The sequence below is a fragment of the Chromobacterium violaceum ATCC 12472 genome (assembly GCF_000007705.1).
Lineage (GTDB): Bacteria > Pseudomonadota > Gammaproteobacteria > Burkholderiales > Chromobacteriaceae > Chromobacterium > Chromobacterium violaceum.
This window is the reverse complement of sequence record NC_005085.1, coordinates 3,601,933-3,622,406: the sequence shown is the minus strand read 5'-3', so window position 1 is coordinate 3,622,406 and position 20,474 is coordinate 3,601,933. Positions and strand designations below refer to the sequence as shown.

Annotated in this window: 16 protein-coding genes and 1 tRNA gene; 3 read left to right on the top strand and 14 right to left on the bottom strand. The window is 66.7% G+C overall.

The window, feature by feature from the left end:
* Window positions 1-41: 41 nt before the first annotated feature.
* The 6 genes from CV_RS16390 to CV_RS16365 form a co-directional block, all read right to left on the bottom strand.
* Window positions 42-115 (bottom strand) — tRNA-Gly (locus tag CV_RS16390).
* A 170-nt stretch (window positions 116-285) separates the two neighbouring features.
* Window positions 286-807: a cytochrome b gene (locus CV_RS16385; protein ID WP_011136871.1), complete on the bottom strand. Its 522-nt coding sequence runs from the start codon at window positions 805-807 to the stop codon at window positions 286-288.
* A gap of 71 nt (window positions 808-878) precedes the next feature.
* Window positions 879-2,027 (bottom strand): lytic polysaccharide monooxygenase, encoded by a 1,149-nt coding sequence (locus CV_RS16380; protein WP_011136870.1) that lies wholly within the window; start codon window positions 2,025-2,027, stop codon window positions 879-881.
* Between the two features lie 249 nt (window positions 2,028-2,276).
* The gene (locus tag CV_RS16375) at window positions 2,277-3,212 is read right to left on the bottom strand and encodes a substrate-binding periplasmic protein (protein ID WP_218567040.1); all 936 of its coding nucleotides are present in this window, start codon (window positions 3,210-3,212) and stop codon (window positions 2,277-2,279) included.
* Window positions 3,213-3,285: 73 nt separating this feature from the next.
* Window positions 3,286-5,133, bottom strand: coding sequence for a methyl-accepting chemotaxis protein (locus CV_RS22315; RefSeq protein WP_052278865.1), 1,848 nt, complete (start codon window positions 5,131-5,133; stop codon window positions 3,286-3,288).
* Window positions 5,134-5,140: 7 nt separating this feature from the next.
* Entirely contained in the window at window positions 5,141-7,126 is a 1,986-nt protein-coding gene (locus tag CV_RS16365) for a methyl-accepting chemotaxis protein (protein WP_011136867.1), read from the bottom strand.
* A gap of 905 nt (window positions 7,127-8,031) precedes the next feature.
* Here CV_RS16365 and CV_RS16360 point away from each other — a divergent pair.
* A complete protein-coding gene (locus CV_RS16360; RefSeq protein ID WP_043596534.1) occupies window positions 8,032-8,604 on the top strand; it encodes a hypothetical protein in 573 nt (190 codons plus the stop codon).
* 222 nt (window positions 8,605-8,826) lie between these two features.
* On the opposite strand, the gene sgrR is transcribed toward CV_RS16360, so the two are convergent.
* The 6 genes from sgrR to hflK form a co-directional block, all read right to left on the bottom strand.
* Window positions 8,827-10,512 carry an HTH-type transcriptional regulator SgrR gene (sgrR, locus tag CV_RS16355; RefSeq protein ID WP_011136864.1) on the bottom strand — a complete coding sequence of 562 codons (1,686 nt, stop codon included), beginning with the start codon at window positions 10,510-10,512 and terminating at the stop codon, window positions 8,827-8,829.
* 291 nt (window positions 10,513-10,803) lie between these two features.
* Window positions 10,804-13,179: a chitinase C-terminal domain-containing protein gene (locus CV_RS16350; RefSeq protein ID WP_011136863.1), complete on the bottom strand. Its 2,376-nt coding sequence runs from the start codon at window positions 13,177-13,179 to the stop codon at window positions 10,804-10,806.
* A 382-nt stretch (window positions 13,180-13,561) separates the two neighbouring features.
* Entirely contained in the window at window positions 13,562-14,632 is a 1,071-nt protein-coding gene (locus tag CV_RS16345; RefSeq protein ID WP_011136862.1) for a TerC family protein, read from the bottom strand.
* 24 nt (window positions 14,633-14,656) lie between these two features.
* Window positions 14,657-15,910, bottom strand: coding sequence for an NRAMP family divalent metal transporter (locus CV_RS16340; protein ID WP_011136861.1), 1,254 nt, complete (start codon window positions 15,908-15,910; stop codon window positions 14,657-14,659).
* Complete coding sequence (hflC, locus tag CV_RS16335; RefSeq protein WP_011136860.1) at window positions 15,907-16,785, bottom strand: protease modulator HflC; 879 nt, start codon at window positions 16,783-16,785, stop codon at window positions 15,907-15,909. Before hflC ends, CV_RS16340 begins: the two co-directional genes overlap by 4 nt.
* Window positions 16,785-17,810 carry an FtsH protease activity modulator HflK gene (hflK, locus tag CV_RS16330; RefSeq protein ID WP_011136859.1) on the bottom strand — a complete coding sequence of 342 codons (1,026 nt, stop codon included), beginning with the start codon at window positions 17,808-17,810 and terminating at the stop codon, window positions 16,785-16,787. The genes hflC and hflK overlap by 1 nt, the downstream gene beginning before the upstream one ends.
* A 191-nt stretch (window positions 17,811-18,001) precedes the next feature.
* Between hflK and CV_RS16325 the strand changes: the two genes are divergently transcribed.
* A complete protein-coding gene (locus tag CV_RS16325; protein WP_011136858.1) occupies window positions 18,002-18,217 on the top strand; it encodes a YdcH family protein in 216 nt (71 codons plus the stop codon).
* Window positions 18,218-18,343: 126 nt separating this feature from the next.
* Entirely contained in the window at window positions 18,344-18,625 is a 282-nt protein-coding gene (locus CV_RS16320) for a hypothetical protein (RefSeq protein ID WP_043596531.1), read from the top strand.
* A gap of 62 nt (window positions 18,626-18,687) precedes the next feature.
* Here the strand turns inward: CV_RS16320 and CV_RS16315 are convergent, their stop codons facing one another.
* Window positions 18,688-19,422, bottom strand: a complete 735-nt coding sequence (locus CV_RS16315; protein ID WP_080509056.1) for a substrate-binding periplasmic protein — start codon at window positions 19,420-19,422, stop codon at window positions 18,688-18,690.
* Window positions 19,423-19,565: 143 nt separating this feature from the next.
* Window positions 19,566-20,333: a 2OG-Fe dioxygenase family protein gene (locus CV_RS16310; protein ID WP_076227865.1), complete on the bottom strand. Its 768-nt coding sequence runs from the start codon at window positions 20,331-20,333 to the stop codon at window positions 19,566-19,568.
* Between the last annotated feature and the right edge of the window lie 141 nt (window positions 20,334-20,474).

The window sequence follows — 20,474 nt, the reverse complement described above, 5'->3', positions numbered from 1 at the left end:
GAGGCCATGCATGGAGTTGTCTGGGGGATGCGAGAAGCCTGTGGAGCGGGTGAAGGGAATCGAACCCTCGTCGTAAGCTTGGGAAGCTTCTGCTCTACCATTGAGCTACACCCGCGCGCTTCGCTAGAGCGGTCGAATTTATCGGTTTTCGGCAGGCTTGGCAAGGTTTTGCGGCGCAGCAAAAGCGACGGGCGCGGCGGCGGCGGCGCCCGGATTTCAAGGTGGCGCGCTAAGTGTCTGATAGGAAATGATCTTCCTTCTCCGCCTGGCGGCGGAGAAGGAAGATCATCGCTCGGAACGGCCGGAGCTCATGCGCCTAAGGATGGGAAGGCCCCGGCGGTGGTGGACGGCGACCGCTGAGATGTGGGCGGCGACGGCCAGGGCAAGCAGCACGTTGCTGACGAAATGCGCCAATGCGAAGCCGCTGGTCAGCAGGCCGGGCGGCAGCGGCGCGGCCAGCGTGAACCAACCGAATACGCTCATCGGGCGCTCCATCATCAAGATGCCGCTGAGCAGCGACAGCGATCCCAGCGCGTAGAGCGCCAGATGTCCGCGCCTGGCCATCGCCCAGTCGCGCGGGGCCATGTCTGCGGGCGGGGGCATGCGGAAAGTGAGGCGGTAGAAGAGGCGCAGCAGCCAGAAAGGAAGCAGCAGCGTGGTCAGCGCGATGTTGAGCGGCGGGATGGCCTTGGCCCAGATCGGCGGCAGGATGCCGGAGGCCAGCGCGAATCCGCTGCACAGCGCCCACAGTATCGCGGCAGCGCTCAGCCAATGCAGCAGCATCGCCAGGAAAGGATAGCGTTTCATGGATTTCTCGAAGCGAGGGGCGGCGGGAGGCGGCGAGCCGCCTCCAGACGCGTTTCTATGGGGTTAGCGGTTTAGGCCGGGGTCCACAGCGCGGGCTGGGTGGAAGGCGTCCAGCCGGCGCCGGTCCAGGCGGTGTGGCCCTGCAGGCAGCGATAGCGGCGGCCCTGGTAGCTGACGATCTGACCCACGGTGTAGGCCACGCCCTCGCGCCACTCGTCGCCCGGCACCGGCGGATTCACCCCGCCGTCGCCCTTCTTGATGTCGATCTGGTACCGGTAGCCGCTATAGCGCTCATTCAGCCACACGCGGTTGGCGGTGGCGCTGCGGACCGGGTTGATCGTGACGGCGCGTTGTTTACTGCTGATCACGCCGATGCGGCCGATCTGGGAGGCGGCATTGACCTTGACGCCCAGTTCGTAGGGCCAATTGGCTGCCTGGCCGCTGGAGGCGCTCAGGTCCACCTTGTGGCTTTCCACGTCGCGGCCATGGCTGTCGAAGATGCGCAGCGTCACCGAGCTCTTGTCCGGCAGGTTCTCGTGGGCGGTCACGCTGCCTGCTTCCTTCCACGGATTGGAGATCGGCGGCGGCTCCGGCTTGCCGTCGTTGGTGAAGTTGACGTCGGAGCACGAATAGAAAGCCTCTTCGCTGTCCGAACGCTTCCACACGTTGTAGATGATGTGGCGGCCGGTCTTGCCGGTCGGCAGCTTCATGGTCATGTGGTAGCGCTGCTTGTCGTCGAGCGGCGGATTGCCGTTGTAAGTGCCGAACGGTTCAAGATCCGACCATTTGAGCGGCTGATTCGGATTCCAGCCGTTCCGGGTGACGTAGAACTTGAAGTACTTGGTGGCGTGCGGCATGGTCGCGGTATAGATGAATTCGAAATTGCCCTTGGCGTCCGGGACGATATTGGTGGTCGGCCAGTCGGTTCGCGCCAGGTTGAAGCCCTTAAATTTCGCCTGGCCGCCGCCGCACAGCGTGCCATCTGGAACAACGGACTGGTGGTTGTCTCCCGGAGGATTCTGGTTGATGCCGTTCCAGTCGTACATCGCCTGTGTGCCGCCGACGCGTTTGGCTTCCTGGCAGGCGGGCGTCTTGGGGGATTCGGCGCCTTCCTTGGAGCAACTGTAGGTGCGGTTGATCGGCACTTCCATGGTGCCGTGCGCCCATGACGAGGTGCTTAATCCTGCCAGCATCATGACAATGGAAAAATGCGGTTTCATGTTTGGACTCCGTCTGTCGGTTTGCCGAATGTCGCTGTAAGTTGATACCACTTTGGCACCACTTGCCTCGACGGAGTCCAAGCTATGCTGCGGATATGGTCCTAACTTGCATAAATCGCTCATTTGGACAACTAAATTGCTGTTTGTTGGCGTTTGATCAATTTTTCTTGCATTGGTTATTTTTGAATTTTATTTGAACGTACAGTTCGATTGTCTTGCAATATTCGGGGCCGGCCCGGTAAGAGACGATCACCTGGCCCGGGAGGCGGGCTGGTACCATAACCTGGCGTCGTCCAGCGGCGTCTTTTTCGGCAGCATCGGATTGTCTAGCCGGATCAGCGTGCGGCCGTCCAGATCGGCGCGGCGTATCGACGCGCCGTAATGCTGCTGGAAAAACCGATCGTAGGAGCCGTCTTTCAGCATCAGGCGCAAGCCTTCCTCCACCCGCTTCGCCAATTCCGCCCCGCGCTCGCGGTTGAAGAAGAAATAATAGGGCCAGGGGTAGTAGATCAGCAGCGACTTGTCCACTGCCAGGCCGGGATAGGCGGCGGACCGGTTGTCCAGTTCGGAAAACACCTCGCCGATGCCGCGGGGAAACAGATCGAAGCGCCCCTTGTCCAGCATGGCGAACAACAGCTCGTAGCCGGCCTCGGTCACCTGGATGCCGTTGTGGCGGTAAAGCCGGACGTCGCCCCACCCCAGTCCCTGGCCCACGCGCAGTCGCCGCAGTCCGGCCAGATCGCGCACGCCGGCTATGACGGACTGGCGCGCCGCCGGTATCAGCGCGACCCGATAACCGAGCAGCCCCTTGTCCAGGGGGATGCGGACGGGCCGCATCAGCCGCTCCCGCTCTTCGCTGGTGGAGCTCCAGGCCACGTCCAGATTGCCCAGCAGCAGTTCCTGCAGGTAGCGGGTCTCGGTCATCGATTGGGGCGAGGGCTGGAGTTCTGCCGGACCATATTTGGGGCTGGTGCGTTCCAAGGCCTCGCGCAACAAGTCGAGATAAGGTTGGAAACGGGCTTCGGACTCGGGTGAGAAAGCCGGATAGCGGATGAGGATGGGCTCGCCAGCCCAGGCCGCCGCCATGCATGCGAGAAAGCATATGGGCGCTAGCCAGCGCCGCGCGGCGGACAATATCGCGCGCGCCATGGAAACCTGGGCGCGGGAATGGGGGAGCGGCTTCATCGGAGGGCGCGCCATGGGCGGGTGGGTTGCATCCTGTGCGGTCCTGGCGCTTCGCTGGGTCGGGGCCGGGCGTTCAATCCGGTCGCGGCTGGTGGAAATATTCCATCTGCCGGCGCAGGCTGTCGGCGCGCTGAGCGGTTTCGTGGGCGGCGGCCGACAGTTCTTCGCTGGTGGCGGCGTTGTCTTGGGACAGATGGCTCAGGCCTTGCATCACCGTTGTGATGTTGCCGACCTGGCGCGCCTGGGCGGCGGCGTCGCGCGAGATGCCGTCCACCAGCTCCCGGGTCTGGTGGCTGGCAGCGACGATGGCGTCCAGGCTGGCGCCGGCGCTTTCCGCCAGCCGCACGCTGCGGGTGGCGACCTGGCTGATTTCCCTGGCGGCGTTCTGGCTGCGGATCGCCAGCTTGCGCACCTCGTCCGCCACCACGGCGAAGCCTTTGCCGACCTCGCCGGCGCGCGCGGCCTCGATGGCCGCGTTGAGCGCCAGCAGATTGGTCTGGTAGGCGATGTCGTCGATGATCTCGGTGCGCTGGGCGATGTGGCGCATCGCCAGTATCGCCTCGCCGACGACGCGGTTGCCGGAGTCGGCCTGGCTGGCGGCCTGGCTGGCGATGTCGCCGGTATGGCTCGCCTGGTCCGCCATATGGAACATTTGCCGGCTGATGTCGTTGACCGAGACACAGGTTTGCTCGATGTCGGCCGAAGTGCCGCAGGCGCTGGTCGACAGGTTTTGCGAGGCGGTGTTCAATTCCAGCGAAGCGTTGGCCACGGCGTCGGCGTCGGCTTGCACCTGCAGGATCACCGTGGACAGCTTCTCGCCCATCTTGCGGATATGGGCGGCCAGGCTGCTGGTGTCGCGCTTGGCCAGAGGCAGGGTGAAGTCCAGCCGGCCGTCGGCCAGTTCGCGCATGCCCTGCGCGACGTCGTCCGGCTCCGCGCCCAGCGTGCGGATGATGTCGCGGGCCAGCAGGATGGACGCGCCTATCGGCAGCAGCAGGGCCAGCAGTCCGGCCAGCGCCATCCAGCCGTGGCGGCGGGCCTGTTCGGCCTGTTCGGCCGCGCGCTGGCGGATATCGCGCAGCATTTGCCCCTGCAACTGGTACAGCGCGTCGATGCGCGCGCTGGCGCTCTGGAACCAAATGGCGGGAGACGGCTGCGGGCCCAGTTTGCCGGGCTCGCGCTCCAGCAGCGCGTCGCGCATGGCCTCGAAGGCGCGGGTGGAGTGCAGCGCCAGCGCCAGCGCCGAGGGATTGCCGCCATGCTGGAGGTACAGCTGTTGGCACAGGCTCTCCTGGGACACCACGCCGCTGACGCGGCGGACGTCGGTCACCGTCATCCGGCCCGCCGACAGCACGCCGTTGACCAGGCCGCGGGTCCGGGCGGTGTACTCGCTCTGGCATTGCAGCGCCGACCATTGCTGGACGCTGGCGCGGATGTCTTCGCTTTGCGCGTCGAACAGAGCGATCACGCCGGCCAACTGATCTATCATCGCCGAATAGGCGGTGAAGGCCTCCTGCGGCACCATGCGGCGGGCGCTGATGCCGGCGCGCAGGCGTTCGAGCTGGCCCGAGGTGGGCACGTCGCTGTCGATGAAAGCGCGCAGCCGCGGCGTCAGATGGCCGGCAGGCTGCTGGCGCAGCCTGTCCAGCAGCGCGGAGGCTTCCGCGCGCCGTCGGCGCAAGGCGTCCGGCAGCGGCGTGGATGTGTTCAGATAGCCGTTGCTCAGGCCGCGCTCGCTTTGCAGCGCGTGTATCAGCTCCCCGATCAGCGCCACGTTGTCGGTAAGCGCCACGTCCCTTTGCAATTGGGCCGCGGCTTGAAGCCGGTCGACAGTGTAGGCGCCGCCGCCGGCGAGCAGCAGCAGGGCAAGCGGCGCGGTGAGCAGCACCAGCCTGTGGACCAGTTTCAAACGGCGGGGCATGGCAGGATCAATCCGCGAGGTGCTTGAAGCGGTCCACCAGGCGCACCAGTTCCCCGGCCGACGCGTTCAGCCGGTCGGACAGCTTGGCCACCTCCTGCACCAGGGAGGCGTTGTCCTCGGCCAGCGAGGCGATGACGCTGATGTTGGTGGCCACCTCGTTGCTGGCCGAAGTCTGCTCGGCCATCGCGGTGGCGGTATCCTGGCTCTTGCTGGCCGCGTGGCCGGCTTCGCTGTGTATCTGCTCCAGATCGTCCACGGTCCGGCTGACCATCTGCAGGCCGGACTCCATCCTTTCCTGCGCCTCCTGCATGTGGTGGGCCGCGGTCTGCGTCTCGCCGCGGATGTCCTCGATCAGCGCCGTGATGTCCAGCGTTTCCTTGCCGGTGCGTTCGGCCAGCTTGCGCACCTCGTCGGCCACGACGGCGAAGCCGCGGCCCATTTCGCCGGCGCGCGCCGCCTCGATCGCGGCATTCAGCGCCAGCAGGTTGGTTTGATCGGCAATCTCGCGGATGGCGGTGATGATGGAGCGGATGTCCTCCGATTTCCGCTGCAGCGATTCGATGCGGTTGCCCGCGTCGTCGAGCACCGAAGAAGTCTGATGCATGGCCGAGGTGGTGTCGCCCATGCGCTCGCGTCCGTCGTGGACGCTGCGCTGCATCTGCTGGGCCAGGGTCAGCGATTGCTGGGTGTTGCTGGTGACCGATTCGATACCGGCGGTCATCTGCTCGACGGCGGCGGCGATTTCGGTCGCCGACTGGCTTTGCGTTTCCGATGCCTTGGCCGCCCGCTCGGCGATGTTCAGCATGCTGTTGGCGGCGTCCACCAGGGTGTGGGCGTTGCGGTTGACCTCGTTCAGCGTGTGGGCGAAGGCGTCCACCAGATGGTCGAAAGCGTGGCCCATGCGGGAAATCTCGTCGTGGCCCCGGATCGTCGCGCGCGGCCTCAGATCGAAGTCCTGGCTCATCGTCGTCATCAGCGCTTCCAGGCGCTGCACCGGCATGTGGATGCCGCGGTAGATGGCGAAGCCCAGGCTGCCCAGCAGCAGGATGACCAGCGCCGAACCGCCGAGCGTCAGCATCAGGTCGGAGCGGGCCGCCGCCACCTTGACCGCCACCATCTGCGCCATCTGTTGCAGCAATTGATCCTGCTCGCCCTTCAGCGCGTCGATGCGCCTGGTGGTGGCCTGGAACCATTCGGCCGGCGGAACGCCCACCGGCTGGCCCAGCGCCTGGTTCATCACCTTGGCGCGCAAGGCTTGCACCGCGCGGGTTTCGTCGCCGCCGTCCAGCGCTTCCTTCTGGCCGCGCAGGGTATCGTCGGCGATCAGCTTGAACTGGTTGGCGCAGGCGTCCTGCTTGGCGATCAGGCTGGCCGCCTGCGCGTGGCTTTGCTGGTTGAGCACGCCGGCCTGCAGCAAGCCGTTGACATAGCCCCGCTCCCGCCCCGCGAATTCCTTTTCGCACTGCAGGTTGAGCAGAGCCATGGTGCTGCGCAGCAGGTCGCCGTCGTTGTTGGCCTGCGCCAGGCGGGCGATCAGCCCGATCAGCGCGTCGATGTCCTTGGAGTAGGATGAAAAGGCGTCCGGCGCCGCGATGCCGCGTTTCTCGACATCGGCGCGCAACTGAGCCAGCCCCTGCAGCTGGCCGTTCAGCGCGCCCAGCCGCTCGCTCAGCCGGCTGTCGCCCAGTTCGCCGCTGACGGCGGTAAAGGCGGCCAGCGATTTGTCGCTGTTGGCGCGCGCCGCCTGCAGCGGAGGCGGCAACGAGGCGGCCTGGCCGCTGAGAAAGCCGTTGCTGAGGCCGCGTTCGGTTTGCAGGTCGTGTATCAGTTGGCTGGAGCCGCCGGCGATGGAAATCAGCCGGTCCGAGCGCCGCAGCTCATTCAGCGTTTGCTGGCGGTCCAGCGACAGGATGCTGGCGAGTCCTACCAGGGCCAGGGAAAAGGGCAATAGCAACAGCAGCAGTTTGCTGGCGATGGACAGCCTCGACAACATGTCGTTCTCCCTTTCGGGGATGGTGGGATCTGAATGGCGCTGACTCGCATGCCGGATTTCACTATAGGCGAAGTTGCCATCCAGGCAGACTGTCGTTTAAGTGGCATGGTGCGCTGCGGGGCGGAGCGGCCCGCAGGCGTGGCCGCATTCGCGGCCGTGGCGTCGGTAGACGCCGATTCCCCGCCTGAGGTCGGGCCGCGCGGGATGTTCCGGGCCGTATTCCTTTTCCGCGGCCGCCAATTGCCGCGCCATGTTCCAAGCCGGCCAGGCGCTCCAGGCGGCCGGGCGGCGCTTCGCCCGCTGGTCGAGACAGGCGCGCGCGGCCGTCCAGAGGCCGGCGGGCGAGCCGCCATCGGCGAATCTCGCGCAGTGTTTTTCCGCAGCGGAGGCTGCTGCGGACAAACAAAGCGCTTCTTAGCGCGGCTGACAAAACCGCTGATGCTGTGTGGCGCCGACTTGCCGTACGGCTTGTACGGTCTGCGTCGGCGCGCCTTGCCTCAGCCGTAAAACTGAGTTTTGTCAGCCACTGTTATTGGGCTGAAACGCCGGAAGCTCCGGTATTCGCGTGTGTGCGGGCATGGCGCCGTCTGCGATGGGTGTCACCTTAATAATATGCGCCGGCATGGCGGGCCGGATCATGCGGGTTGGCTGGTTTTGAAAATTCTTGGTGACATAAAGTTTTGGCAGGAATATGCTAACGGGTTTTTGTTTCCTTTGGCCGCGAGCAGCGAGCCAGGCGTCCTGGGGGGGGCGCTGGCGGGGGCGGTGGGGAATGAGGCGCGGGGCGCCTCAGGGGAACTCTAAGGTGGTGAAGCCTTGCGGGGTACGGACGGCGGCGGGTGTTCCATTGAGGGATGGAGCGGATTGCGCCGCCGGGCAACGATTTCTGCTTAGGTGATGGGCAAATGCGCAAGATATTGCAAATACTGTTGTGGCTGCCGCTGGCGGCTTGTCTGGCCACGCCGGCGCGCGCGGCCGAGGGGATGAGGCCGTACCAGGGGCCGCTCAAGTGCTCGGCGTCGGGCATGGACGACATGTGGCTGGACCAGCGCCTGGGGTGCCTGACTCCCGGCAGCCGGTTCATCGTCAATGCGGGCGGGGCGGAGGGCGAAACCCAGGACATGGCCTACGTGGTCAACGAGGCGATCTACGACAACGATTTCTATCTGATCAACAATCGCAAGGTGCGCTATTTCCAGTCCTTCCTGTGCGTGCGCAACCATCCTCGCGGCGTGCGGCCGCTGTTCCTGTCCGGCGACCTCGCCAATGCGCTGGAGCTGAGCAATCAGGACCGCAAGCCGGCGGGAGTGGGGCCGACGTCGGTGAACATATCCGGCGGCGATCGAGCCGGCGGCGTCGCGACCGCCTGCGACCCTGCCAGGCATCCCTTGATCGTCGATTACCGCAGCGGCAAGGTTGAGTCGGTCAATCCGCTGGCGTTGCAGGCGCTGCACGTGTACGAGCTGCCGTACAACTGAGCGCGGCCGGCCTGACGCCAACTTGGCCGGCGCGCGTTCTGGCGAGGTCGACTCCATGCCTGGCGGCGGATGAGGCGCGCGGCACTCCACGGGCCCATCCGGCAACGCGGCAGCGGACGGCTTGGCAGGGCTTTGCGGAGCCGGGCGCCGCTTTGCCGCAGGCCGCGCGCAACCCAAGTCCCAGCCTGGCATCATGCGGCGCCAAATGGGCGTCAACAGGTCCTAGATGTCCGCCGGCCTCAGCCAGACAGACTTGAAGTCGAACCAGCCCATGCTGTTGAGGCGAAAGTCTTCGACCTGGCCGGGGCCCTTCAAGCGCAGCCAATTGTGGAACAGCGGCAGCATCCAGTGCCGCCGAACCACCTGGGCCGACAAGCCGGAGGCTTGCTCCTCGCCGCGGCGCCAGCCTTGCAGCCATGCCTGCAGCGGCAACGCCGGCTCCAGGCTGCGCCGCAGCAAGGGCGTGCCCAGCAGCCAGGCGGGCACCGCGTAGTCTATGTCGCAGCTGAAGTTGACCGTGCCCAGCCATAGATCGGCCTCTCCTTCGCCACATTCCCAATCTTGATAGCTGCAGGTCCTGCACTCGACGCAGATGCCGTGCGGGACCAGGCATTGCGCGATGGCCTCGGCGATCAGCCGGTATTCCGGATGTTGTTCGTAGTAGGCCAGCCGCAATGACGGGAGCTTGGGCGCGGGGGGGGGCGTCTGGGGCCGGCTGTGGTGCCAGCGCGGCAACAGGCCGGCGGCGGCCACCCAGAACTGGCGCGCGGCGGGCGCGGTCTGCTGCATGATGGCCAGCGGCGTCAAAGCCTGGGCCAGCCATTGCCGGACGGCGTCGTCCCGCATCGCGGGGGAGCGGTTGTCGCACAGCAGGAAATAGACGCCGGCCTCCAGCGACATCTCGGTCTGCTCCAGCGCCGGCCGCGGGTTGATTTCCACCGTCAGGTCGCATGCCCCCTGCACGTCCAGCTCCAGCTGGTCTCCCAGCTTGGGCACCATCCAGATGTCCACTTGGTCCAGCAACGCGCGATGGCCGAAATAGTCGTCGAAAGCCTGCAGCGACAGCCGATGGGCGTCATTGATCGCCACCCGGTAGGGGCCGGTGCCGACAGGAAGGGAAGCGAAGCCGGGGCGCGCGTCGCGATCGGCCGGCAGGATCAGCGCCGCCGGGTCGGCCAACAGCCGGGGCAGCCAGGGGTCGGGTTCGGACAGCAGCACGGCGACGCAGCGCGGCGACAGGCGGCGGACACCGGCCAAATGGGAGAACAGGGGCTGTGTCCGCAAGCGTTCCAAGGTAGAGGCGATGTCGTCCAGGCTCAGCTCGCGGCCATCGTGCCAGCGCACGCGCGGCCGCAGGTGGAAGTGCCATTCCCGTTCCGAGTGCTGCTCCCAGCGATGAGCGAGATCGCCTTCCACTTCCCCTTTTTCCTCGTTTAGCCGCGTGAGGCCATTGAATATCTGGGAGACCAGGTGGCGCTCGGAGCGCCTGAGCGGCGTGCCGGGCATCAGATTGGGCATCGGCCGGTAATAGGGCACGCCCAGCACCTGCCGGTCCTGGCTCCAGCGGTGTCCCAGCCGGGACAGCAGCAGCGGCGCCAACTGCCTGGGATCGTCGCCAAGCAGCTCGACCGCCTGCTCCACCCGGCCCTGCTCCAGCAGCTGTTCGGCCTGCTGGCGCTGCAGCTCGGCCATGCCGCGCAGGAAACGCAGGCCGGAGCGGCTGCCGCGCCCGGAGCGGGCGCTCCATTCCAGCCAGCCCAGCCGCTGCATTTGCGACAGCAGGCTGCGCATGTGGCGGCGGGTGCAGCACAGCAGGTCGGCCAACTGCTGCAGCGTAGCTTCGCAGTCCTGGCCGGAGCAGCCCCGATGCAGGCGGCTGTACTGTTGCAACAGGCGGTTATGGCTCATAAAGAGGAAATTTGTAGGAAAAAGTCAGCAATTTTTTATTCATGTTATCAGCGCGACAATGCGGCATCCAGCATGAGGAGTCCAAGATGGAGCAGGATCGTTTGTCGCGTTTTTTACAGGCCTATCTGGGCCGCCAACCCAGGCGGTTCGGCATCGATCCCCGGGAGGCCTTGAGCCGCCTGAGCGAGGTGATGCAATGGGGAGACGAAAAAAAAGACGGCCGGGATGAGCCGGCCGCAAGCGGAGGAAGCAGGGATGGATCCGGGCCCGCGGCTGGCGCGGGCCGGGCGCTCAGCGCAGATAAGGCAGGTAGGGCGCTTCGTCGCGGATAGCGTAGGTTTTGCCGTTCAGGCCCACCGTGTAGTGGCTGGGGCCCGAGATCGGCAGGTAATACACCACGTCCAGCGTCACGCTTTGTCCGGCGCCCAGGCTCTGCCAGCTGGGCAGCTTCACCGACACGCGGTTGAAGTCGCCCTTCAGGCCGCCGACGTTGCTGCCGCTGTGGCCGGCGCTGACCACCTTGAGCCCGAAGCCGGACTGGTCGGCGATATTGGCCGGCGCCGAGGTCGGCACGTCGAACTGGAACTCGGTGCCGCCGGGCAGCGTGGTCTGCGAGCGGTTGACGATGGTCAGCTTGGGGTTGATCGGATAGTTCTGGTCGCCCAGCTTGAAGCCGCCCAGGCTGAAGCCCACGTCTATCGCCGCGGTCGGCGCCGGCGCGGCGTCGGCGCGGCGGGCGCTGACCTTGGGCGGCTGGCTGAAGGTGTTGTACAGCAGCGAGGTCAGCGTGGTGCCGATGAAGTACTCGCCCTGGCCGTTGTTGCGCTGGGCTTTCCAGTCATAGTCGCCGGCCAGCTCCCAGAACATCACGCCGCCGACGTTGTTGGCGTCTATCCAGGCGGCCTTCTGCGCGATCGACTGCTCGTCCTCGGTGGACAGGAACACCTTCTTGCCGGCGTTCCACAGCCACGGCGCGGCCAGCGCGCCGTTGTAGTTGCGCTGGTAGCTGCCGGTGAGCTGGTTGATCGGCAGCGTCGGGTCGATGCCGTAGGCGGCGAGGTAGCTGCCGGCCAGGCCTTTCTCCAGGTTCTTGGCGTGCCACATCGGGTTGGAGCCGCCCGGGATCTCCTTGCCGCTGTCGTCCAGATCGTGCCAGATGTTGTCTATGCCCACCGCGCCGTCGCCGCATTCGGTCAGGCCGGCCGGGCAGTTGCTGCCCACCGAGCTGCCCCACAGGCCATTGCTGCCGCCGCTGACGTTTTTCCAGCCGCGGGTGTAGTAGGGCACGCCCATGTTGACGCGCGAGGCGGGCAGGCCGCCGCGGTAGTAGTGGTAGGCCCAGTCGGTGTTCAGGTAGCCGATATTGCCGTACTGCGGCGTGCTGTACACGTTCCAGAACGCCAGTTCCGCGTCCTTGCCGTCGTCGTACAGCGCGGCGTTGGGGCCGACGAAGCGGTTCCACGCGCCGTGCAGGTCGTAGGACATCACGTTGACGAAGTCCAGATACTTCAGGCCCTGGAAGGTTTCCATGCCGCGCAGCAGATAGCCGGAGGCCGGCACCGCGGCGGTGATCTGGTAGTAGCGGCCGTCCTGGGCGGCGGCGCGGTCCAGCCGGTCGCGCAACGTCTGCAGCAGCGCCACGTAGCCTTTGTTCAAGGATCCCAGGCGGGCGTTGGAGAAGGTCCAGTCCAGCGGGTTGCCGGCGTTGTTCATCGAGGTCGGGTATTCGAAGTCGATGTCGACGCCGTCGAAGCCGTATTTGCGCAGGAAGGCGACGGCGGAGTCGGAGAAGGCGTTGATGCCGGCCTGATTGACGGTGCCGTCGGCGTTGACGGTCATGCTGTAGAAGCCGCCGCTGGCCACGCGTTTGCCGTTGGCGTCGAAGTAGCCGCCGGTTTCGGCCCAGCCGCCGACCGAGATCAGCGTCTTCACGCCGGGATACTTGCGCTTGTACTGGGTCAGCAGGTTGAAGTGGCCCTTGTACGGCAGGCTGGCGTCCATCTCTGCGCCGGCCACGCCCGGCCAGCTCATGTCGGTGGCCGGGTTGCCCGGCGCGGTCTCGTTGACCGACAGCTTGTTGCTTCCATCCACGTGGGCGAAGGCGTAGTTGATGTGGGTGAGCTTGCTCCAGGGGATGTCGCTGGCCAGGTAGGCCGGGCTGCCGTCCTTGCCGGTGCGCCAGCTGGTGAAGTAGCCGATGATGCGGCGGCGGCTGCCGTTGGCCAGCTGCTCCGCGCCGCCCTGCTTGTAGACCGCGCAGTAAGGAACGTCCACCCCCTGGGTCTGCGCCAGCGCCTCGGGCCGGCACAGCGCGTTGCCGGTCGGCGGCGGCACCTGCACCAGCGGCGGATCGGACGGCGTGCCGCCGCCGCATTGGCCGATCAGCTGCCAGGGGCTGGCGTCGCCTGCCGCCGGGGTATTGCCCTGCGTCCACCACTTGGCTTGCCAGGTCTGGTTCTGGTAGCTGACGCGCTGGCCGCCGGTGTAGACGGCGGCGGCGTTCCAGGCCGGGTCGGCGCAGCTGCTGTCGGCGGTTTTGACCAGGTAGGAGGGCGCCAGCGCCGCGGGGGGCGGCGCGACGTTCTGCGCGGTGCCGGCCACCAACGCGACGCCGCCCATGGCGCCGGCTGCGAGGCCGCTTTTCACAAGCATCAGGGTCTTGCTCACTCGGTATCTCCCTTTGTCATTGGGTGCGGAAACAAGCGTTGTGAGTTGTATTGAAGTGGTATTGCAAATTGGAATGTAGCGACTAGGAGGAAAAATGACCCTGTACTTTTTGGCAGGCTGGTCTTGTAATTAATAACTTTTAGATAGCGGCTTGTTTGTTAATCAATGCAGTCATTTAGAGAAAAAGCGCAAAATGACATTGTCCTTGTTTGGTGTGGGGGAAGGCTTGCAGCGCCAGACTTTGCCAGCTTGAAAGCGATGAGAGGCGATGGGGAGGAAGGGATGTCAGGCGCGCTTACGCTGATTTCGGCTTCCAGGCAGGCTGGCCGTCAGGTCAGCCTGCCTGCCTCGAATGTGTTGCATACCAGATACATACCAGATGTCAGGGGTGAGGAGACGGCGCGCGATGGTGAGGCGCGGGAAGCAGGCCCTGGCTGATCAAATGCCAGGCCAGCCACAGCAAGACGACCGCGCCTATCGCCGCGGCGAGGCCGACCAGCAGCTTGAGCGCGGGGCTGAGGCGAGAATCGTCGCGACCGGCGCGCGGCAGCGGCTCGGTCGAGGCCGTTATCGCCGGCGGAAGGATTTCGGCCGCGGTAGCGGCGTCGACGGACGCCGGAGGGAGGTTGGCGGGCGGCGTTTCGGCGGGCGTCGACAGCGGGATGGCCGGGGCCGGGCCGGCATGGGTTCCGGCATCGCCCAGGCTGGCCAGCCTGCGGGCCAGGGGGGCGAACAGCGGCGTCGGCGGCGGCTCCGGCAATTTGGCCCGCTGCTCGCGGACGATGCGGCTTTGCAGCAGCACGAAGCCCGCGCCCAGAAGCGGCGCCACCACCAGCAGAGCCGGGGCCTGGCTGGCCACCCAGTCCCCCCACAGCGCGTCGCCGGCGGCCAGGCCGCCGGCCAGCCAGCCCAGCACCGCGGCGCCGGCCGGGATCAGCAGCGGGTAGCCGTCCATCAGCCTGGACAGCAGCAAGCTGCCGTACATCAGCAGCGGCACGCTGAGCGCCAGGCCCAGCAGCAGGAACAGCACGCTGCCCTGGGCGGCGGCGGCCAGCGCCACCACATTGTCCAGGCTCAGCGCAAGGTCGGCGCCCACCACCAGCATCACCGCGTTCCATAGTTGCTGGCTGTGGCCGGCCCGCTCCGCCAGCGCTTCGCCGCCGCCGTCTTCGTCGCCGCCCAGCAGCAGCTGGATGGCGATGGCCAGCAGGATGACGGCGCCGATCAGCTTCAGCATCGGCACCCGCAGCAGCACGCCGGTGACGGCGGCCAGCAGCAGCCGCAGGACGATGGCGAAGCCGGTGCCCCACAGCACGGCGCGGCGGCGCAACGCTTCCGGCAGCGAGCGGCAGGCCAGCGCGATCACCAGCGCGTTGTCGCCGCTGAGGATGAGGTCCAGGAAGGAGACCTGGAAGGTCAGGCTCAGCGAGCGGGCGAGGCTGTCGGGTTCCATAGCGTATTCCTTGAGGATCGGGCGTCAGCCCAGGCTGCCGACGACGCCGGCGTAGAGGCTGAAGCCGGCGAGCAGCAGCAACAGCGGCGCCAGCGCCATCCGGTAGCGGCGGCTCGGCGCCAGCGGCGCCGGCAGCTCGCGGCAGGCCAGCCAGTACAGCCCGGCGAGCATCACGGGCAGCAAGAGCGCGTTGGCGACCGAGGTGACGATGGACAGCTTGACCAGGTTGACGCCCGAGGCCACCAGCGCGTCGGCGCCGGCCAGCATCGCGGCGAAGCCGCCGTAGAACCAGGGCGCGTCCAGCGGATGCTTTTCCAGCGAGTCGCGCCGTCCGGCCAGTTCGCCCAGCGTCCAGGCGCTGGTCAGGCAGACCACGATGGCGGCGACCAGCGCGCCGCCGCCCAGCGCCAGCGCGAACAGCAGGCGGCCGCCGGTGGGGCCGAGCAGGCGGGTGAAGCCGCCGGCGATCTCGGGGATGGTGTCCAAGCTTTGTCCGCCGGCGCCGTCGCCGAAGGCCGCGGCGGCGGCGATCAAAATGCCGGCGGTGATGATCTGGCACAGGATGGCGCCCAGCAGCGTGTCCAGCCGCGCCGGCTTCAGGTCGTCCAGCGTCAGCCCCTTGTCCAGCAGCGCCGATTGCTGGTAGCAGAGCGTCCACGGCATCACGCAGGTGCCGATGTTGGCGGCGGCCAGCAGCAGGAAGTCGTGGCTGCCCAGCGGCAGGCTGGACAGCTGCGCCGCCATCTGGCCCGGGTCGGGGCGGGCCAGCCAGGCTTCGGCCAGAAAAGCCAGCTCGAACACGCCCAGGCAGAGCACGATGCGCTCCACCGAGCGGTAGCTGCCGGTGCACACCATGGCCAGGACCAGCGCGCACAGCAGGGTTATCGTCTGCCAGGCGGGGATGCCGAACAGCTGGCCGATGCCGGCCAGGCCTGCCAGCTGCGTGGCCAGCGCGCCCAGGCAGCTCAGCAGCAGCACGGCGGCCGAGGCCCGCTCGGCGCGGCGGCCCCAGCGGCGGCGCACCAGCTCGCCGTAGCTCAGCCCGGTGCCCAGCGCCAGCCGTATCGTCAGCTCCTGCGCCAGGTACAGCAACGGAATCAGCACCAACAGCAGCGGCAGCATGCGGTAGCCCCAGTGCGCGCCGCTCTGGGCGGCGGCGATCACGCTGCCGGTTTCGGTGTCGGCCAGCATCACCACCAGGCCGGGGCCGAGCGCGGCCAGCAGGTGGCGCAGCCGGCGCAGCGCCGATGGTTGCAGCGGCATGTCGGTCCCGCTCATGGCTTGCCGCCCGCCGGACCGGTTTTCAGGTCATGCAGCAGCGCGGAGTCGGGCGACAGCACCAGCGTCGGCGCGGAGTCGGCCAGCGACTGGCGGTAGGTTTGCAGCGAGCGGTAGAACTTGTAGAACTTGGGATCCTTGCTGAAGGCCTGGGCCAGGGTGCGGCCGGCCTCTGCGTCGGCCTCGCCGTGGATGATGGCGCTTTGCCGCTGCGCCTCGGACAGGATCACGGTGCGGTCGCGCTCGGCCTTGGCCTGGATCTGTTGCGCCCATTCCGCGCCCTGGGCGCGCAATTCCTTGGCCTCCTGCTGGCGGGCCGACTTCATCCGGTCGTAGATGGCCTGGCTGGTTTCCAGCGGCAGGTCGGCGCGGTGCAGCTGCACCTCGGTCACCTCCAGGCCCAGCGGCCGGCCGCGTTCCGCCACTTCCTGCTGGATGCGGGCGACGATGGCGCGCCGGCGCGGCGACAGCAGATCGGTCAGCGGCGCCTTGCCCAGCTCGCGCCGCAGCGAGGTGCTGACCAACTGCGCCAGCTGCGCGCGCGCCTGCTCCTCGGTGCGCAGCGCCTGGTAGAAGCGCAGCGTGTCGGCGATGCGGTAGCGGGTGTAGGTTTCCACCTCCAGCCGCTTCTCGTCGCCCAGGATCACCTGCTCCGGCGGCGGGGCCAGCATCTGCAGCCGGGTATCGTAGTACTGCACGCTGTCCACCAGCGGCAGCTTGAATTTCAGCCCCGGCTCGCCGTCCACGTTGACCGGCGCGCCCAGGCGCACCACCAGCGCCTTCTGCCCCTCGTTCAGCGTGTATTGCGCCGACAGCGCCAGCCATACGACCGCCAGGCCCGCCGCCCAGCCGATTCCGCGCCACTGCTTATCCATCAGCGGTTCTCCTTGCCGGCCTTGGGTTTGTCCTGCAGCTGCAGCAGCGGCAACACGCCGGCGCCGCTCTTGCCGCTGCCGTCTATCACCACCTTGCTGGCCTTCTTCAGCATGTCGTCCATGCTTTCCAGGTACAGCCGCCACGCGGTGACGTCCTTGGCCTGGGCATAGGTCTGGTACACCGAGTCGAAGCGCCTGGCCTCGCCCTGGGCCAGGTTGACCACCTGGCTGCGGTAGGCTTCGGCCTCCTGGCGGATGCGCTCGGCCTCGCCGCGCGCCTTGGGCAGGATGTCGTTGCTGTAGGCCTGGGCCTCGTTGCGCGCGCGCTCCTGGTCGGCGCGGGCGCGCTGCACGTCGTTGAAGGCGTCGATCACCGCCGCCGGCGGGTCGACCCGCTGCAGCTGCACCTGGGTGATCAGGATGCCGGCCTGCTGCGCGTCCAGCCGCTGCTGGATCAGCTCGCGGGCCTCCTCGGCCACCTGCTGGCGGCGGTTGGACATCGCCGCCTGGATGGGCGTGCGGGAGATCACCTCGCGCAGCGCGCCTTCGGCGGTGATGCGCAGCGCTTCTTCCGGCTTGTTGGCGCGGAACAGGAACCGGCCGGCGTCCTTGATGCGCCAGAACACCGCGCAGTCGGCCTCGATGATGTTCTCGTCGCCGGTCAGCATCTGCTTTTCGCGCGGGTCGGCGGCATCGGGCGGGCCGCTTTCATACAGATTGGCCAGCTTCAGCTGCTTGATCTGGGTAACTTTGGGCAGCTGGATGGTCTCCATCGGCCAGGGCAGGTGGTAGTGCAGGCCGGCCGCGGTGGTGTCGGTCCAGCGGCCGAAGCGCTGCACCACGCCCTGCTCGTCGGGCTCCACGCGGTAGATGCCGGAGGCCAGCCAGAGGATGGCGATCATGCCGGCGAGCAAGGCCAGGCCTTTTCCGCGCATGCCCAGCAGTTCCAGCGTGTAGTCCAGCCGCAGCCGCAGCGCGGCGAACGGGGAGGGGGGGGGCGGTGTGTTGGGGCGGGTTTCGGGCATCAAGGGCTTGTCCTGGTTTTAACCATGCTTGCTGTCGGGTTTAACGCGGCAAATGCCGGACGGATGACAGCGTCGGCGTATTTAGGGATGCGGCAATGCCTGAGACAGATCAAACGGAGGCGGACGGACGGACGCTAGCATGAAGTCATGGCCGGCCGGACCGGCCTCACCCGCCATGAAGGAGGTTGCCGATGTTTCCCGAATACCGCGAACGGATCACCCGTCTGAAAACCGAGGATGCGCATTTCGCCCGCCTGTTTGACAAGCATAACCAGCTGGATCAGCAGATCAAGAACATGGAAGACCGCATCGTATCCGCGACCCACGAAGAGATAGAAACGCTGAAGAAGGAAAAGCTGAAGCTGAAGGACGAGCTGTACGCGTTGCTGAAGGCCTGCGCGTCCTGATTCGCGACAGGTCCGATCGGATGACAAGGCCGGCCGTTTGCGCCGGCTTTATGATTTCCGGCCTGCAAATCGCTCGAGTTGAGACTAATACTAATAAAACAACTCTATGCCCCGGGGAAGGTTTCCATGCATTTCGATGAGATCCAAAGCAAGCATTTCGTCACCCTCAGCCGCACGCCGCTGCCGCATACGCTGATCGAGCAGGCGCTGGTCGCGATGGGAGGAGGCGGCAACGACGGCATGAATTTCCGCAAGCAGGCGCTGGCCGCCGCCGGCTGGAGCTACGACGGGTTGGTGCCGTTCGCCAAGCATCCGGACAAAGCCGCGGAGGCGTTCAACCGCCTGCGGGAGGCGATGGCCGGCGCCGAGTCGCCGGACGCGCTGCTGAAGGCGCTGGGCGTCGAGTGAGTCCCGAGGCCTGATCGCCACGCCCCGAGCGGATGGCCGCCGGGGCGTTTTCGTTTGCGCGCTCAGTCGTCGCGGTAACGGCGGCGTATGGCCTGCAGCCGCCCGTCGGCGCGTATCCGGTCCAGCGCGGCCTGCAGTTTGGCCACCTGCTCCGGGGGCGTGTGCGGATTCAGGGCGAACCAGTATTGCAGCTTGCCGTCCAGCAGCCAGGCGGGCGCGACGGTGTTTTCTGGCAGGCGCTGCAGGCGCAGCTGCCAGGCCATCGCCCAGTCCAGCATGGCTATCAGGTCCACCCGTTTCAGCAGCAGCTTCTTCAGGTTGACGGCGTCGCTCTGGCCCAGGTCCAGGTTGAGGCCGCTCTGCAGGCCCAGCGCCTGCAGCTGGCTGGCGGTGGCCGATCCCGTCAGCACGCCGTTGCGGTAGCGGGTGAGGTCGCTGGCGGCGTCGACGCGGATGTTGCCGCGCGGGCCCAGGCGGTACATGTAGATGCGGCGGGAGCCGATGGGGCCCACCCACTGAAACTGGGCTTCCCGCTCCGGCGTGCGCACCACGGTGTACAGCAGCCCGCCCGCCGTGTCCCTGGCCTTGGCGTAAGCGCGCAGCCAGGGCAGCACTTCCACCGTCAGGTTGAAGCCCGCCTCGCGCGCCACCAGCTGCAGAACCTCGGTGGAGTAACCCTTCACGTTGCCATTGTCCAGATAGTTCAGCGGCGGAACGTCTTCGGTATAGGCATGGAGCTCCGCGGCCGGCGCGCAGCCGAACCAGCAGGCCGCCATCAGCGCCAGCATGCTTCTCATCACGGTCCACTCCATCCGGCTTGTCGTCGCCATTGTTTACATCAGCATAGGCCAAGAAGATTACCATTTGGCGTGGCCGGCGCATGTCCCGATGCCGCGCCGGCGCGCCTGGCCTCCGGCGGGAACTGGATGGCCGGAGAGGGTCAGCGGCGGCGGAAGCTGATCAGCAGCACGTCGCGGTGGCCGTCGCGCGAGGGATCGAGCTGGCTGACCGGGGTGACGCCGTGCAGCACGCGCTCGTCGTTGACCAGCGCGATGTCCAGCGGGTCGGTCAGCGTGAACGAGGCCAGCGGCTGTTTTTCCAGGTCGAACAGCTCGGTGGCGCCGTTCACCAGATTGTGACGCTTGACCAGCATCATCATCAGGAAATGCACGCCGTCGCGGTGCACGCCTTCCGGCGTGGGCCAGCCGGGTTCGCGGTTGCGTGCCTCGATGCGGAACTGGTGGGCTTCGATATGCCACGGCGTGTACGGCGACAGCTGGCCGAAGATGGCGCAGCCCAGGCTCAGCGCCGCCTGCATGGTGGGGCCGAGCAGGATTTCGTTGCGTATCGGCTCGAAATGGCGCGGCACGCCGCCGTTCAGCGGGTTGTACAGCTTGCTCTGGTAGTGTGGGCGGTGGGGCTCGGCGCGCGCGACGCGGGAGGATGGCTCGGCGCTGAGCGTCGCGTGCAGCCGTTTGCGGTAGCGGCCGCCGTCCGCCATGAACTTGTCTTGCTGCAGATGGTTCCAACTGTCCTGAAAGGCGGTCCAGTCAGCCAATGCGCCCGGGAAGCGTTGCATCAGGGAACGGCTTTGCTCCGCCGGCAGCAGGCAGAAGTCCTGCAGCGCCAGGCGGCGGCAGATCGGCTCCAGTTGCGGTTCGGGATGGGAGGGGGCTTGCGGGTGGTGGGCGGCGAGTGCCGAAGTCATGATCTCTCCATGGTTCTTGTGCTTGTAATCTGAATTCTGCTGTAACTGAATTGAAAAGAGAAATATTTTATGCAATTTGAATTTAGCGTGAGGCCATGCCCGCCCGATAGTCCGGGCGCGGCGCGTCGCGCGCATTCGACA